The organism is Ruegeria sp. AD9 (assembly GCF_056542305.1).
In genome coordinates this window covers 44491-59545 of the sequence record NZ_JBQFZP010000004.1, presented here as the reverse complement: position 1 = coordinate 59545, position 15055 = coordinate 44491, and the positions used below count along the sequence as shown (strand labels likewise).

The window sequence follows — 15055 nt, the reverse complement described above, 5'->3', positions numbered from 1 at the left end:
TTTGGCACAAGGTTCAAAGGAATGGAAAGGGCCGCACTGCGCGGCCCTTTCAGATGGGTATCACTTGATACGCTGGCCATTCGCCAAAATCTGACCGTCTTCCGTGAATTCGATGGTCGAGTTCAGGGTGTCAGGCTCATCGCCGGGGACAGCCATCAGACCCATCATCATCCGCGCGCCCAGCGCATCGTCGTCCGAAATGAGGCCCATGCCGATCAGCGTATCGATCAGCTGATTGGCGCCAACAAGTTTCAGGTTTGCCACGCCGCTTGGGCTAGGCATTCCGCCAAACTCTTCTGTGTTCGAATTGTCGAAGGCGAATTCGCCATCACCGGTCAGTTTGGCACCAACCAACGAAACCAGAAGCTGGCTGATTTTCAGCGAATGTAACTCACCCGGAGCCTCATCCGACTCGACGTTGATTTCTGGATCGAAGATGTTCATCAGAACTTTTGCCGTGCCGGTCGTTTCCAGCGCGATTGTCGCCGGATCGCGGGGCAGCGCGCCTGCCGGGTCAAAAATGCCCCACAGGACATCAGACATGGTGAAATCGGTCATGTTGAGGCCAAAGGCGAAGGGCTGTATTTCGTCCGATTGCTGGATCGGGAATTCGAAGTTCAACCCTGCACTGGCCATGGACAACTCGATCGGGAACGGCAGATCCGCTGTTGTCACCGCCAGTTTGGTGCTGTTCTGCGCGATGTCATAGGCGATGCGCTCGGCGTCGATGCTGGCGGCAAAGTGCCCACCCTCCGAGGTGCTGTTCATCGAGAACGCCTGGCCTTCGCTGGTCCCGCTCAGATCGGTGCTGCCGGATGCATAGGTAAACGTGCCATCAAAGGCGAAACCCGCCTGGTAAAACGCCTGCGGATCAGACATGTCAAAATCCAGTGGGATCACGTTTTCGCCTTCAAAGGCCAGTTGGCCCAGTTGGCCATTGATCAGCCCGCTTTCACCACTTTCCGGATCCTGAAAGTTCAGGTTATAGGTCAGTGTATCGCTGTTGAATATCTGAGTGATGTTTCGGTGTTCGCCGATTTGCATCCGCGACCGACCGGCCAGATCACCTGCTTCGACCGCGATGCTGAAAACCTCGTTCGGCAGCGGTTCGCCATCAACTTCAATCGAATCCAGCGCAATGCCCAGTTTGTCAGCGGTGTAGTCATAAGTCATGTCTTCGGGTGTACCCGAAACGACCATGTTCAGCTGGCTGTGCGAATAAATCACTTTGGCTGCAAACTCTTCATCGTCGGCTGTTCCCGTGACGTCCATGGGAAAGCTCTCGGGCAATCCGATGGTAACGGTTCCGTCACCATTTTCGGTCAGCGTCATTTCCGGCATGACCATCTGGAACTGCCCGTCTTCTTCCGGAAAGGTCAAAGAAAGTGTCATGTTCGAAATTGTGGTGACGTCACCGGCGATGCTTTCGTCGCCTGTAACGGTGTAGCCCATTGATGTGAAATAGCTTTGCCAGTCGGACCAGACATCATTTGCAGTAAGGTCGGCGAACGCGCCCTGGGTCGCGACGGCATAAGCCAGAACAGCACCGCAGCTGCGGTGGAGGAAAACGGACATAAGGTAACCCTTCTTGATCAATTTGCGGCGCATGGTCGGGGTTGTGGCACCTATCGTCAAGGGGGCAAGGGCTGGACCATTTCCCCGTTTCCGCGTTACGCCTGTTGCCGGGATCAATAACAATGCGTGAGGAGAGGCGAATGCAGGGGAAAACAGTTCTGATAACCGGGGCCAGCCGTGGCATCGGGGCCGAAGCGGGGCGCGTTTTTGCCGCAGCCGGGGCCAATGTCGCATTGGTGGCCCGCAGCCGCGATCAGATTGATGCCTTGGCCGCTGATCTGGGTGATCAGGCCATCGCGCTGGCCTGCGATGTCAGCGATTTCGCGCAGGTCGAGCAGGCTGTGGCCACATGTGTGGATCGGTTCGGCGGGCTGGATGTTCTGATTGGCAATGCCGGTGTGATCGATCCGATCTTTCATCTTTCCAACGCCGATCCTGAGGCCTGGAGCAAAGCCATCGACATCAACCTCAAAGGCGTTTTCTACGGGATGCGTGCGGCATTGCCGGTGATGCGGGCCGCCGGGGGCGGAAGCATTCTGACCGTCTCGTCCGGCGCGGCGTCCAACCCGGTTGAGGCGTGGAGCCATTATTGCGCGTCAAAGGCCGGGGCAAAAATGTTGACGGAATGCCTGCATCTGGAAGAAGCCCAACACGGTATTCGCGCCATGGGGCTGTCGCCGGGGACGGTTGCCACGGATATGCAGCGGTCCATCAAGGCAAGCGGTATCAATCCGGTCAGTCAACTGGACTGGGACGCGCATATTCCCGCAGACTGGCCAGCACGTGCCCTGTTGTGGATGTGTTCCAAGGACGCGGATGAGTATTTGGGAACGGAAATCTCGCTGCGTCTGGAAGACATCCGAAAAAGGGTCGGGTTGATATGATTGACCTGACGAAAGAGGATGGCCTGTGGGTTGTTACGATCAACAATCCCGAAAAGGCAAACGCCCTGACCGGAGCGATGCTGGGTGAACTGGTCGGGATTGCCGAGTCTGCAACCAGCGCGCGGGCGCTGATCCTGACGGGCGCGGGCAAAGTGTTCAGCGCGGGGGCCGATCTGGACGAGGCGCGCGCCGGTCTGGCCACCTCTGACGTCTGGGAAAGACTGTCCGGTGCCATCGCCGCATTGCCCTGTCTGACCATTGCCGCGTTGAACGGAACTTTGGCTGGTGGGGCCAATGGCATGGCTTTGGCCTGTGACCTTCGCATTGCGGTGCCAACGGCCAAGTTCTTCTATCCGGTGATGAAGCTGGGGTTTCTGCCGCAACCTTCCGATCCGAAACGGTTGGCGGCATTGGTGGGTCCGGCCAGAACCAAGTTGATCCTGATGGCAGGTCAGAAGATCACCGCGCAAGAGGCTTATGACTTCGGTCTGGTTGATCGGATTGTCGAACCCGATCACCTGATGCAAACCGCGCATGAGCTGGTGACAGATAGCGTGAACGCTGACCCCGTTATCGCCGCGGACATCGCAAGGATGTGTTCATGAGGATTTCGGCCATTCGGTTGCGGGTCGTTGATCCGGAAAGACTGGCCGTATTCTATCGCGACTTTCTGGGTATGCGGGTTGACCGGCAGGGATCAGGTTGTCGCGTCGGCTACAACTCGGAAGATGCAGACCTTGTGCTGTTGCCGGGTGGTGGCGGATACACCCATGACCGGGGCCAAAGATATTGGAAGATCGGAATAACCGTCCCTGATGTCGATCTTGCGGCAGCGCATCTGCGCGCGCTGGGTACTGCGGTAAGCACGCCGCGCCAGTTTCTGGATATCGGGTATATGTGCCATCTGGCTGATCCCGAAGGGTTTGTCATCGAATTGCTGCAACATGATTTCGAAGGTAACAAACCGGCGCAGGTGGCATATCCAGATGCTCCGTTTGCGCAGGCCCGGATCGGTCAGATAACCCTTCGGACCGGTGATATTGCGGGTGAGGACGCGTTTTGGCGCGCGCAAGGTATGTCCTTGCTGTCAATGCAGGAGGTGGCCCCCCATGGCTTTGATCTGCATTTCTATGCCTTTACCGACGAAACCCCTCCAAACGCCGATTTGTGGGCCGTCGAGAATCGCGAGTGGTTGTGGAAACGACCGTATACGACACTGGAATTCCAGCATCTTGCGGGTGCAGAGTTTGTGCCTGTACCGGATTACCGGGGAATAGAAGTCGAAGGGTTGGCCGCACCTTTGAAAGACGCCTTTGGCGATACGGTCTTGCCGGGCTGATCACCTGTTGCGTCGCTTGCCCGGAACTTTCGACCGAAATCCGGGTGGGCGTTTACGCACCCATATCAGGAATTTCTCAAGCCTGGGATGCGCGCGCAAGGCTGCGATCGTGTTGTAACAGCGCGCCAGTTCGGCCTCGGTCAGGGTGGCATGGACTTCTTTGTGGCAAATCTGGTGCAGAAGAACGGTGGGTCCGCCCTTGCCTCCTTTGAGTTTTGGGATCAGATGATGCAGGCTGCCACCCCCGCTGGGGATCGGGCGGTCGCAGAGCGGGCAGATCGGATCGTTGTTCGCCATGATGGTTTGAAACTTGCGCCGATAGATGGCGAAGGCAAGAGGGTGCGAATGGCGCAGGCAGTCGTGATCGGAGCAGGCCCCGCAGGGTTGATGGCGGCCGAGCAACTGGCCGAGGCCGGGCATTCCGTGCTGGTTGCCGAAGCCAAGCCCTCGGTTGCACGCAAATTTCTGATGGCTGGTAAATCGGGGCTGAACCTGACAAAGGATGAACCGCCTGAGACACTGATGCGGTCTTATGCCGATGCGGCGGACTGGTTGCGCCCGATGATCACCGCCTTTGACGCGCAAGCCGTGCAGCACTGGGCGCGTGGATTGGGACAGACATTATTTACAGGCTCTACAGGGCGGGTTTTTCCCGAGGCCATGAAGGCGTCGCCTTTGTTGCGCGCATGGCTTGCGCGACTGGGCACAGCCGGGGTTGAGATCAAAACCCGTTGGCGATGGAAAGGTTGGGAAGCTGATGCGCTGGTATTCGACACACCGGACGGGCCGCAAAACCTGACTGCTGCTGTAACCGTGCTTGCGCTGGGGGGGGGCAGCTGGGCCCGCCTTGGATCGGATGGTCATTGGGCGCAAATCCTGTCTGACAGGGGCGTCGAACTGGCACCGTTTGAACCTGCGAATTCAGCCCTGTCGGTGGACTGGAGCACTCATATGCAGCCACATTTCGGGGCGGCGCTGAAGTCGGTTCGGTGGATGGCCGGTGACCTGGATAGCCGCGGCGAGGCTGCGATCTCGGCAACCGGGCTGGAGGGAGGGGGGCTTTACACTCTCACCCCTGCTTTGCGCAAAGGGCAGCTACTTTTTGTCGATCTGGTGCCCGACCTGGAACAGCAGTCCTTGCAGGCGCGTTGGTCTTCCAGAAAGTCGAAAACCACACTTTCGCAATGGTTGAGAAAGTCGTTGAACCTGTCACCGCAGAAGATCGCCGTGTTTCACGAGATGGCAAAACGCAGTCACTTGCCGCTGCCCGGCGAAGTGGCGGTCCTCAAGAAACTGCCAATCCTGCACGCGGGACTGCGACCGATGGATGAGGCTATATCGACGGCAGGTGGCGTGAAACGATCCGCGTTGGGTGACGGGCTGATGCTGAAGACCATGCCGGGCGTGTTCTGCGCCGGTGAGATGCTGGATTGGGAAGCGCCGACCGGGGGGTATCTTTTGACAGCCTGTCTTGCCACTGGCCGCTGGGCCGGTCGGGCCGCTGCCGATTGGCTGGATCAGGGCTGATAACTCAGCGCGACCGCGCAAGCATCGCCAGACGAATCATTGCGCGCTCGACCAGTGCCATTGAGGGGGCGGTCTGTCCGGCGGAGCGCAGGGAGAGGTCGGTATCCGTAAGAACGGTCAGAGCAGTTTGCAGCTTGGGCGCGCCCCAGCCCTGTGCCTGACGCAGAATACGGTCACGCCGTTTGCCGTAAACCGGCGGACGCAACTTGCCGATACCCTGCGCCGCACCACCGGGATCCGAGGCGCAGGCATAAAGGGTGCGGAAATGCCGGGTTGCCCCAATGCACAGAGTTACCCCGTTGGTACCCTGTGCCTGCAACCGCCGGATCAGCGGTCCGATCTCACCGGCGCGGCCTTCTGCAACCACGTTCAGCACGTCGTCAAGCGCCGCCTCGGTCGAACGCGGGGTACAGGCTTCGATGTCTTCCATGGTCAACTCAGAGTTGTCACCGCGCTTGTAAAGCGACAGTTTCTCAATGGTTTGGGTGAAGTCACCGGGGCTAAGACTGTTGGCCAGTTCGTTGATGGCAGACATGACATCGCGGGGGATGTTATTCAGGTGCGCCTCGGTCAGAACCCGCTCGACCTCTGCGCGCGATGGCGGGTCGTCATAAATACCTATCGCATAGGCCGCAGGATGCCCTTCGAACGCTTTGCGGATTTTCGAGTTTGGTTTCAGCTGACCAGCCGTCACGATGATCTGAGCGTCGCCGGGGGTCCAATCTTCAAGTGCGGCCAGAATCGCAGGCGAGGCGGTTTCGGTGGCGTCTTCCACAAACACCGCGCGCGGGCCGGGGAAAAACCCAACCGCCTTGACCGCGTCCAGCAGAGACGCCGGATCGCCGCGCAAGTCGCCACCCGGCAGGCGGGTCAGGCGCATTTCCTCTTCCGCACCAGGACCAAGCAGGGCGGCCAGAACCTGCTGCCGCTTAAGCGCCACCCGCATGGCATCCGCACCATAGATCAGCAGCCCGGTCTTGTCCGCATCCGGCTTGGTGAAATACCCGTCAGCCTCGCGCGGGCTCAACTTCATTTGGACAAGCCCGGTGTTGAATACAGGCGGTTCACTATATGCCCGGACAGGATCACCATCAGGCGTTCTTTCGCATCGCGTTCGTCAGCCAGCGTCGACACGGTAGAGCCCGAAGCAGAATAGCCCACAAAATCGGTTACGGTGCCGGACGCAGCGACCTGCCCGGTCTCATTGGATTTCAACGCGTATTGGGCCCGTCCATCAATCGTGTACCGCGTTGTCTCGTTCGTCGTGGTTATGGCCGCGCCGCGGGTTTCGGTCGAGACCTGAACATCCAGAGCGTAATCGCTGACAGAGCCCGCGCTGCGGCCCAATTGGTGCTCAAGGTTCTGAACCAGAAGATAGCTTTCGACGGTATTTGGCGCAGACACCGCCACCCGACCGAATAAGGCAGAGCCCGACCCACCCGGAGCATAAACCGGTTGAAAGCCGCAGGCAGCCAGCGCCAGCGGCATCACAAGCAATGTTCTGCGATCAAACAACGACATTCACGATCCGGCCCGGAACAACGATAACTTTCTTCGGCGCGTTGCCATCCAGCGCCTTTTGGACAGCTTCGGTGCTGAGCGCGATATTTTCAACCTCGGCTTTGTCCATATCTTTTGGAACGCTGATTTCCGCGCGACGCTTGCCGTTGATCTGGATCGGCAGGGTGACGGTGTCATCAACCAGCATCGCTTCATCCGCGACGGGCCACGGGGCGACAGCCACAAGGCCCTCACCGCCCTGATGCGCCCAGATATCTTCCGCCAGATGTGGCGTCATCGGCGACATCAACTGGGCCAGTGTTTTGATTGCCTGTTTCTGAGCCGCCGCACCGGCCTTGGATTTTGCCAGTGTATTGGTGAAGGCGTATAGTTTGGCGATGGCTGCGTTGAAGCCAAAGCTTTCGACACCCAATGTCACGTCGCGGATGGTTTTGTGCATCTCGCGCAACAGATCCTCATCGGTTTCGCCCGCTGCATCGGCGTCCATGGCGCCTATCCTGTCACACAGGTTCCAAACGCGATTCAAGTGCTTATAGGCGGCTTCGGCCCCTGCCGCCGTCCATTCCACGTCCCGCTCGGGTGGCGAATCGGACAACACGAACCAGCGGGCCGTGTCGGCCCCAAAGGCCGAAATGATGCTGACCGGGTCGACCACGTTTTTCTTGGATTTCGACATCTTGGCTGAGGGGATGATTTCGACCTCTGTGCCATCGGCCAGTTTGCCGTTGGTTACATCCTCGGGCAGGTGATAGACCGGGCGGCCGTTGGCGTCGCGCGTCTGGTAAATCTCATGCGTCACCATGCCTTGCGTGAACAGCGCGTCGAACGGCTCGATGGCTTTCTTAGGCAAGTGGCCGGTAAGGTGCATCGCCCGCGCAAAGAACCGGGAATATAGCAGGTGCAGAATCGCGTGTTCAATGCCGCCGATATACTGGTCGACATTCATCCAATATTCAGCCTCGGCCAGATCGGTGGGTGTTTCCGCACGCGGAGCGGTAAAGCGCGCGAAATACCACGACGAATCGACGAAGGTATCCATCGTGTCGGTCTCGCGCTTGGCCGGCGCGCCACAAGACGGGCAGGCGCAATCGCGCCAGGTCGGGTGGCGGTCCAGCGGGTTGCCGGGTTTGTCGAATGTGACATCGTCAGGCAGGCGGACCGGCAGGTTTTCCTTTTTCTCGGGCACCACACCGCAGCTTTCGCAATGCACGACGGGAATCGGACACCCCCAATAGCGCTGACGGCTGAGGCCCCAGTCCCGCAGACGGTATTTGGTGACACCCTCGCCCCAACCGGCTTGTTCAGCAAAATCGACGGTGGCGGTGATGGCTTCTTCGCCTGTCGCTTCGGTCAAACCGGCAAAGTGGTTCACCCAGCGGACTTTCTCGGTTTTCGTCGGGACGAATGCGATTTTGTCGACCGGCGTGTCGTCATCCAGTGCAAAGAATGTGTCGACCACAGGAAGGCCGTATTTGCGGCAAAAGTCGAGGTCACGCTGATCATGCGCAGGGCAGGCAAAGATTGCGCCCGTGCCGTAATCCATCAGGATGAAATTGGCGATCCAGACCGGCAGTTCCCAGCTCGGGTCCAGCGGGTGCTTGACCTTGATGCCTGTGTCAAAGCCCAGCTTTTCGGCGGTTTCTATGGCTTCCTCAGTGGTACCGCCTTTGCGACATTCGGCCACGAATTCAGCCACTTCTGGATTTTCGGCTTCAAGCTGTTTTGCGATCGGGTGATCGGGCGAGATGCCAACGAAAGATGCGCCCAGCAGCGTGTCGGGGCGGGTTGTATAGACGGTGATCGGATCGCCGCCGTCTGTGCGTTCAAAGCCGAATTGCAGACCACGGGATTTGCCGATCCAGTTCTCCTGCATCAGGCGCACTTTGGCGGGCCAGTTGTCCAGAGTGTCCAGCGCATCCAGCAATTCTTCGGAATAGTCCGAGATCTTGAAGAACCACTGGGTCAGCTCGCGTCGCTCTACCAATGCACCCGAACGCCAGCCACGACCATTTTCAACCTGCTCGTTGGCCAGAACGGTCATGTCGACCGGGTCCCAGTTCACCACAGCGTTTTTGCGATAGACTAGCCCGGCATCGAGCATATCGAGGAACAGCGCCTGTTGCTGGCCGTAATACTCGGGGTCGCAGGTCGCGAACTCACGAGACCAGTCGATGGACAGGCCAAGTGGTTTCATCTGGTCGCGCATGTCGGCGATGTTGCTGTAGGTCCAGTCCTTCGGATGACCCCCGATGGCCATCGCGGCATTTTCCGCAGGCATCCCGAATGCGTCCCAGCCCATCGGGTGCAGCACGTTATGGCCCGTCGCCAATTTGTGCCGCGCGATGACGTCACCCATCGTGTAGTTGCGCACATGCCCCATATGGATTCGGCCAGACGGGTAGGGAAACATCTCAAGCACATAGTATTTCGGCTTGTCCGCCTTGTGGTTGGCGGTGAAGATCCCGGCCTTGTCCCAGGCCTCCTGCCATTTTGCTTCGATTTCAGTGGCCGAGTAGCGCGACATTGTGCGGTCCTTCGTGAATGAAAACGCCGGGTAGGAACCCGGCGTGGTAATATTGTGATTTTCGGCGGGTTGCTAGAACTTGTTGTCTGCTATGCGTAGCTGCCGGGCGCGCGATAGAATCGCATCCTCGACTGCGCGGGATGTTGCCGCACTCACCGGAGCCCCCCCGCTCGATTGCAGCGCAACCGACAAAGAGCGCGCGGCAAGCGCCGGATCGCTGATATGAACAGTTGCCCGGTAGGATCGGCCGCCGCCCGGAGGTGTGCCGTAACCCGTTACGATTACACCGGTAAACGGATCAACCTCCTGCACGGGCAGGAAGCTCAGTACATCCAGTGAAGCCGCCCACAGATACCGGTTTACGTTTGTGGTCTGCTCGGCGGTGCTGCGGTCAAAGATATCCCAGATAGTTGCCCGATCGGGGTCATTCAGCTCTTGTTCGTCCGAATTGCCGCCAGCGATGTTCGGGGAGTATGTTGTCGAAGCGTTTCGATTCTGCCCACATGCCGAAAGAGCAGCGGTCAGCAGGATCATTCCCAAAATCGTCGGCAGGCGCATTGCAAACAGGTCCTGTTTCACTTGTTCTACAGTATTCAGGGGATACTCCTAGCCAAGGACCCCCGCTGCAACAAGCCCATTCTTCTGAAATGTAAGTGTATCAGCTGCATCGGGGCGAAAACTGACTGTGGCATCCTTGCACCAATTTGACCTCAATGACGCCGACGTCTTTATGCCAAGCTTGCGCAAAGGGGGCAAAAAGAGCGAAACGGTGTCCGTGCTGAGACATGTGCCGAGGCATATGTCGAGTAGATAACTCTTTTGAAACCGAGGGAAACAAGATGAAAAAAGTTCTCTTCGCATCGACGGCGCTGATTGCGACCGCAGGCGTTGCAGCAGCTGAAGTTAACTTCAGCGGTTATGGCCGCTTTGGTATTGGTTACGTTGAAGATCGTAGCGGTACCGTTGTAAACGTCCAGACAACCGGTACCGCGACAGGCGTTGGTACTGCCGTTGTTCAAACTGACGACGCGATCCTGGTCTCGCGCTTCCGTCTGAACATCGACGGTATTGCAGAAACCGACGGTGGTGTTCGTTTCGAAGGCCGCGTTCGTCTGCAAGCTGACGAAAACAGCGGCAACGGTGAAGCAAACTCCGCCGGTCTGAACGGTGCACGCTTCTCGGTCATCTACGGTGGCCTGCGTGTTGACGCCGGTAACGTTGCAGGTGCCTTCGACAACCTGGCAAACTACTACGGCAACGAAGTTGGTCTTGAGCTGTTCGCAGGTCAGTACTCGGGTGTTGACTACAGCTTCCTGGGTTACACTTCGACCGGTTCGGGTTCGAACGCCGTGTTCTTCCAGTACTCGGTTGGCGACTTCTCGTTTGGCGCATCGTACGACCAAGCGACTGCAGCTCTGAACGGTGCACCTATTAGTGCAGACCGTTGGGACATCAGCGCAACCTACACCTTCAACAACATCACAGCTGCTTTGGCCTACGGCCAGACCGACGCTGGTGTTGCTGGTGTAAGCGATCCGAGCCTGACCGTTCTGACCCTGGGTGGCGAATGGGGTGACTTCTCGGGTACTCTGTTTGTTGCAGACGACGCAACTCAAGTTACTGCAACTGACGGTACTGCATGGGGTCTGTCGGCTGCCTACAACCTGGGCGCTGCAACCACCCTGCTGTTCACCTACGGTGACGGTAACGCGTCTGCTGATACTCAGCAGGTTGCTGTTGGCGCGATCTACGACCTGGGCGGCGGTGCATCGCTGCGCGGTGGTATCGGTGTCAACGACTGTGACATCTGCGCAGATTCGACCATGGTTGCTGACTTCGGTGCTCAGTTCAACTTCTAAGCTGATCTGAACCGCAAGGTTTAAGGGCGGGTCTTCGGACTCGCCCTTTTCTTTTGCGCCGACTTGGTGTTTTTCTGCGCAAAACAGGATGAGGGTCCCATGTCGCTGCAAGACATCACCGCACGTATCGCCAAAGCCGAAGCCAGGTCAGACAGACCGGCTGGTTCTGTCAAACTGATTGCCGTGTCTAAAGTGCAGCCGAATGAAAGGGTGCAGGCGGTTCTTGAGCAGGGGCACAGATGTTTTGGCGAGAATCGCGTGCAGGAAGCAGCAAGAAAGTGGCCCGCGTTCAAAGAACAGTTCGAGGGTATTGATCTGCACCTCATTGGCCCGTTGCAGACCAACAAGGCCCGTCACGCGATGGAACTGTGCGATGCGATCCATTCGGTAGATCGACCCAAACTGGCCAAGACACTGGCGCGTTTGGCACAGGAAATGGGAACCTGTCCGGACCTGTTCATTCAGGTCAACACCGGTGAGGAAGACCAAAAGGCCGGTATCCTTCCTGCGGACGCGGATGGTTTCATTGCCGAGTGCAGGTCATTGGATCTGCCTGTGTGTGGATTGATGTGCATTCCCCCGGTCGATGAAGAGCCGGCTTTGCACTTTGCGCTATTGGCCAAAATCGCCGCACGCAACGGGCTTGATGGATTGTCTATGGGAATGAGTCAAGATTTCGAACAGGCCATCGCCCTTGGCGCGACACATGTGCGCGTTGGCTCCGCCATCTTTGGCGAACGGGTTAAACCTCAGGAATGATCAGCCGTGATCCGGGGGCAATGCGCCCTGCGATCCAGTGCAGATGATCCCGGCGAAAGGCAATGCAGCCTTCGGTTGGATAACCGGGTCTGCGCCATTGGTGCAGAAAAATCGCTGACCCTCTGCCCGGAACCGCGTTTGGCAAGTTCCAGTCGGTCAACAGAATCAGATCATATAACGGGTCGGCGCGGCGCAGCTTTTCGTGGCTGAATGCATAGGGTGCGCTGACCATGTGGTTGTATCTGCTTTCAGACACGTCGTCAGACCACAAGTCCCGTGGGCCAATGGCACGGGCCCATTTGCTGGGGGCGGCCATTCGGTCGGCCCGGTACAGCATACCGACGATTCGATGATGTCCGGTTGGGGTCGCGCCATCGCCTTCGCGTTTTGCGTTGCTCAACCCGCCTTTGCCCACGGAACAGGGGAACACCCTGCCAAGAAACCGGATGCCTCGTGGAGTTAGAACAAGATCGTTTGGGGTCAAAGCAGATGCCCTGACTTCTTGGCCTTGGTCGCCAGGTATCCCCGGTTGTGAGAGGTTTCGCCAACCTTCAGAGGGACACGCTCGGTTACTGCGATACCTGTCCGTTCCATCATGGCGATTTTGGCCGGGTTGTTGGTCAGCAAGCGGACAGAGTTGAAACCCAGCGATTTCAATATGTCCGACCCAAGCCGAAAATCACGCTCATCATCCTCAAAACCCAGCCTGTGGTTCGCCTCAACGGTGTCAAAACCCTGATCCTGAAGGAAATAAGCGCGCATCTTGTTCGCCAGACCGATACCGCGCCCTTCCTGATTCAGATACAGAAGAACGCCTGCACCTTCTGCCCCCATCTGTGCCAGGGCACCGCGGAGTTGCGGGCCGCAGTCACATTTCAGGCTTCCCATCAGATCGCCGGTGAAACAGGCAGAATGCAATCGGGCCAGCACAGGCTTGTCGCGGTCCGGGCGACCGATCTCGACGGCATAGTGCTCTTCACCACCGTCTTCAGGTCGGAAGACGTGTAACCGACCGGCTTCGGACACCTCCATCGGAAGGCGGGCCGCGACGACTTCGTGCAAAGTACTGCGATCCGCCAGATGAGGCGTGGCGCGCGTGTGATCAATGCAGGTCAAACCGTGCAAAGCGGCAAATGCCCTGCCGTCCTCGACAGGTACCACGACCACAGCGGGAAGGATGCGCGCGGATTTGGCCAATGCTATTGCGATACGGTGCAGATTGGCATTGCCGTGCCGCTCGGTCATCAACGGGCCCTTCATGGGCGCGTTCAGATCGTCGGAAGGATCAGCAACCGCCTGTACCCACGCGATATCTGCATCCGCCGGGATCGAAACCCGCGCCAGATCCCCGTCGTACGCCCGCGCTTTCAGGGTTTCAGCGCGTCGCCCAGTTATGGCCACCACCGGATTCCCTAGTTTTTTCAGGTCGGCCAGACGCTGCGGGCTGAGCGTTTCGGCAGAAACCGCAAGCACGCTGAAGCCACTGTCATCGGTCAGCGCAACGGGAACGCCCATGCGCAGATCGGCCCGGGCCCGGGCGAGAAGTTCCGTGATATCGGGGATGAGACTCATCAATGTTACCCTATAACGCTCAATCTTTCTCCTAGCCCTTTCGAAAGGAAATGTGAAACATTTCCGCGAACTCTGACACGAAGGCGTGAAACGGTTGCAGCAAATCTTGTTGATTGCATATTCCACGCGCAAGTGATGGAAAAGCGTTTGGAGGACCGGGAAATGGCTCAACTCAAGAAAATCCTGCTGGTGGACGATGACGAGGACCTGCGCGAGGCGCTCAGCGAGCAACTTGTCATGACCGAAGACTTTGACGTGTTTGAGGCGTCAGACGGTCACTCTGCCATGGAGCGCGCGCGCGAAGCGATCTATGACCTGGTCATTCTTGATGTGGGTCTGCCGGATACCGACGGGCGCGAACTGTGCCGCCTCATGCGCAAACAGGGTGTCAAAAGCCCGATCCTGATGCTGACCGGTCATGACAGCGATGCCGATACGATCCTGGGCCTGGATGCCGGCGCGAATGACTATGTTTCGAAACCATTCAAGTTCCCGGTGCTTCTGGCACGTATCCGTGCGCAGCTTCGCCAGCATGAACAATCCGAGGACGCAGTATTTGTACTTGGCCCCTATACGTTCAAACCGGCGATGAAGATGCTGATCACGGAAGAGGACAGAAAAATCCGCCTGACCGAGAAGGAAACCAACATCCTCAAATTCCTGTACCGCTCGACCGACGGCGTGGTGGCGCGGGATGTGCTGCTTCACGAAGTTTGGGGATATAATGCTGGTGTTACAACGCATACGCTGGAAACCCACATCTACCGCCTGCGTCAGAAGATTGAGCCCGATCCGTCAAATGCGCGCCTTTTGGTCACAGAATCCGGTGGATATAGGCTAGTGTCTTAACTGGGTGTGGATTGACTTGGATCAAAGTGATACCCTGTACTTATAATTAGGTTACTCCCAACCCGCGCATGTCCGGGTTATGACATGCACCTCCCTGTTGGACTGCCGGGCCGAATGGCCCGGCTTTTTTCTTTTCTGAAGGGCGAGATCATGCGCCGCCTATACCGTCACAGGCGTTGCGGAATCCATTTTGTTCCTGTAATGTTCTAATTCTTGCGAAAGGTTGGAGGAGCGCGTGATGATCGAAGGACGCTGTTTGTGCGGGGCGGTGAAGTTTAACCTGAAGTCTCAACCATCCGTGATGGGAACCTGCCATTGTTCAAGATGCAGAAAAGCCGGGGCCAGCACAGTCGTATTTGTCAACAAAGAAGACTTGGTGTGGGTTCGGGGAAGGGAAAACGTAACGCTGCACCAGCCTGATCCGCCTTACAAATACGGCAGGTGTTTCTGCACGAAATGCGGGACATCTTTGGGCGAAATCACTTCAGAAGCAGACAGTTTTCCAATCGCTGCAAACGCATTGGATACTGGGTTAAAGCAGAAAGTTCAGTTTCACGAATTTGTTTCGGAAAAGCCGGACTGGTACGAGATTTGCGACGATGCCCCCCAAAATGAAAGCCACCCGTCCTAGCTTTTCTTTTCTGAT

At 57.7% G+C, this 15055-nt stretch carries 16 protein-coding genes; 8 read left to right on the top strand and 8 right to left on the bottom strand.

Features of this window, described 5'->3' with window-relative positions; all coding sequences use genetic code 11:
* Positions 1 to 60: 60 nt before the first annotated feature.
* Entirely contained in the window at positions 61 to 1575 is a 1515-nt protein-coding gene (locus ACR0AM_RS07495) for a DUF2125 domain-containing protein (RefSeq protein ID WP_480622547.1), read from the bottom strand.
* Positions 1576 to 1715: 140 nt separating this feature from the next.
* Between ACR0AM_RS07495 and ACR0AM_RS07490 the strand changes: the two genes are divergently transcribed.
* From ACR0AM_RS07490 to ACR0AM_RS07480, 3 genes are read left to right on the top strand one after another with little or no spacing between them, the layout of a single operon-like run.
* On the top strand, positions 1716 to 2459 hold the full coding sequence (locus ACR0AM_RS07490; protein WP_480493887.1) for an SDR family oxidoreductase: 744 nt from the start codon (positions 1716 to 1718) through the stop codon (positions 2457 to 2459).
* Positions 2456 to 3064 carry an enoyl-CoA hydratase/isomerase family protein gene (locus ACR0AM_RS07485; RefSeq protein WP_480622546.1) on the top strand — a complete coding sequence of 203 codons (609 nt, stop codon included), beginning with the start codon at positions 2456 to 2458 and terminating at the stop codon, positions 3062 to 3064. The genes ACR0AM_RS07490 and ACR0AM_RS07485 overlap by 4 nt, the downstream gene beginning before the upstream one ends.
* Entirely contained in the window at positions 3061 to 3798 is a 738-nt protein-coding gene (locus ACR0AM_RS07480; protein WP_480622545.1) for a VOC family protein, read from the top strand. The genes ACR0AM_RS07485 and ACR0AM_RS07480 overlap by 4 nt, the downstream gene beginning before the upstream one ends.
* Here the strand turns inward: ACR0AM_RS07480 and ACR0AM_RS07475 are convergent, their stop codons facing one another.
* On the bottom strand, positions 3799 to 4095 hold the full coding sequence (locus ACR0AM_RS07475; RefSeq protein WP_480474152.1) for an HNH endonuclease: 297 nt from the start codon (positions 4093 to 4095) through the stop codon (positions 3799 to 3801). It abuts the gene before it with no gap.
* Positions 4096 to 4143: 48 nt separating this feature from the next.
* On the opposite strand from ACR0AM_RS07475, the gene ACR0AM_RS07470 reads away from it, so the two are divergent.
* Complete coding sequence (locus tag ACR0AM_RS07470; protein WP_480622544.1) at positions 4144 to 5325, top strand: TIGR03862 family flavoprotein; 1182 nt, start codon at positions 4144 to 4146, stop codon at positions 5323 to 5325.
* Between the two features lie 4 nt (positions 5326 to 5329).
* On the opposite strand, the gene holA is transcribed toward ACR0AM_RS07470, so the two are convergent.
* The 4 genes from holA to ACR0AM_RS07450 form a co-directional block, all read right to left on the bottom strand.
* A complete protein-coding gene (holA, locus tag ACR0AM_RS07465; protein ID WP_480622543.1) occupies positions 5330 to 6358 on the bottom strand; it encodes a DNA polymerase III subunit delta in 1029 nt (342 codons plus the stop codon).
* Positions 6355 to 6846: an LPS assembly lipoprotein LptE gene (lptE, locus tag ACR0AM_RS07460; RefSeq protein WP_480622542.1), complete on the bottom strand. Its 492-nt coding sequence runs from the start codon at positions 6844 to 6846 to the stop codon at positions 6355 to 6357. The genes holA and lptE overlap by 4 nt, the downstream gene beginning before the upstream one ends.
* Positions 6833 to 9370, bottom strand: coding sequence for a leucine--tRNA ligase (gene leuS, locus ACR0AM_RS07455; RefSeq protein ID WP_480622541.1), 2538 nt, complete (start codon positions 9368 to 9370; stop codon positions 6833 to 6835). The genes lptE and leuS overlap by 14 nt, the downstream gene beginning before the upstream one ends.
* Before the next feature lie 72 nt (positions 9371 to 9442).
* Positions 9443 to 9928: a DUF3576 domain-containing protein gene (locus tag ACR0AM_RS07450; RefSeq protein WP_480484184.1), complete on the bottom strand. Its 486-nt coding sequence runs from the start codon at positions 9926 to 9928 to the stop codon at positions 9443 to 9445.
* A gap of 281 nt (positions 9929 to 10209) precedes the next feature.
* On the opposite strand from ACR0AM_RS07450, the gene ACR0AM_RS07445 reads away from it, so the two are divergent.
* Positions 10210 to 11229, top strand: a complete 1020-nt coding sequence (locus ACR0AM_RS07445; protein ID WP_480622540.1) for a porin — start codon at positions 10210 to 10212, stop codon at positions 11227 to 11229.
* 99 nt (positions 11230 to 11328) lie between these two features.
* On the top strand, positions 11329 to 11988 hold the full coding sequence (locus tag ACR0AM_RS07440) for a YggS family pyridoxal phosphate-dependent enzyme (protein ID WP_480622539.1): 660 nt from the start codon (positions 11329 to 11331) through the stop codon (positions 11986 to 11988).
* Here ACR0AM_RS07440 and ACR0AM_RS07435 read toward each other — a convergent pair.
* Positions 11972 to 12472: a L,D-transpeptidase family protein gene (locus ACR0AM_RS07435; protein ID WP_480622538.1), complete on the bottom strand. Its 501-nt coding sequence runs from the start codon at positions 12470 to 12472 to the stop codon at positions 11972 to 11974. The genes ACR0AM_RS07440 and ACR0AM_RS07435 overlap by 17 nt on opposite strands.
* A complete protein-coding gene (gene ribA, locus ACR0AM_RS07430; protein WP_480539617.1) occupies positions 12469 to 13560 on the bottom strand; it encodes a GTP cyclohydrolase II in 1092 nt (363 codons plus the stop codon). Before ribA ends, ACR0AM_RS07435 begins: the two co-directional genes overlap by 4 nt.
* Positions 13561 to 13722: 162 nt before the next feature.
* Between ribA and ACR0AM_RS07425 the strand changes: the two genes are divergently transcribed.
* Both ACR0AM_RS07425 and ACR0AM_RS07420 read left to right on the top strand, forming a co-directional pair.
* The gene (locus tag ACR0AM_RS07425; protein WP_171724917.1) at positions 13723 to 14409 is read left to right on the top strand and encodes a response regulator transcription factor; all 687 of its coding nucleotides are present in this window, start codon (positions 13723 to 13725) and stop codon (positions 14407 to 14409) included.
* A gap of 238 nt (positions 14410 to 14647) precedes the next feature.
* Positions 14648 to 15040, top strand: coding sequence for a GFA family protein (locus ACR0AM_RS07420; RefSeq protein ID WP_480622537.1), 393 nt, complete (start codon positions 14648 to 14650; stop codon positions 15038 to 15040).
* Positions 15041 to 15055: the final 15 nt, after the last annotated feature.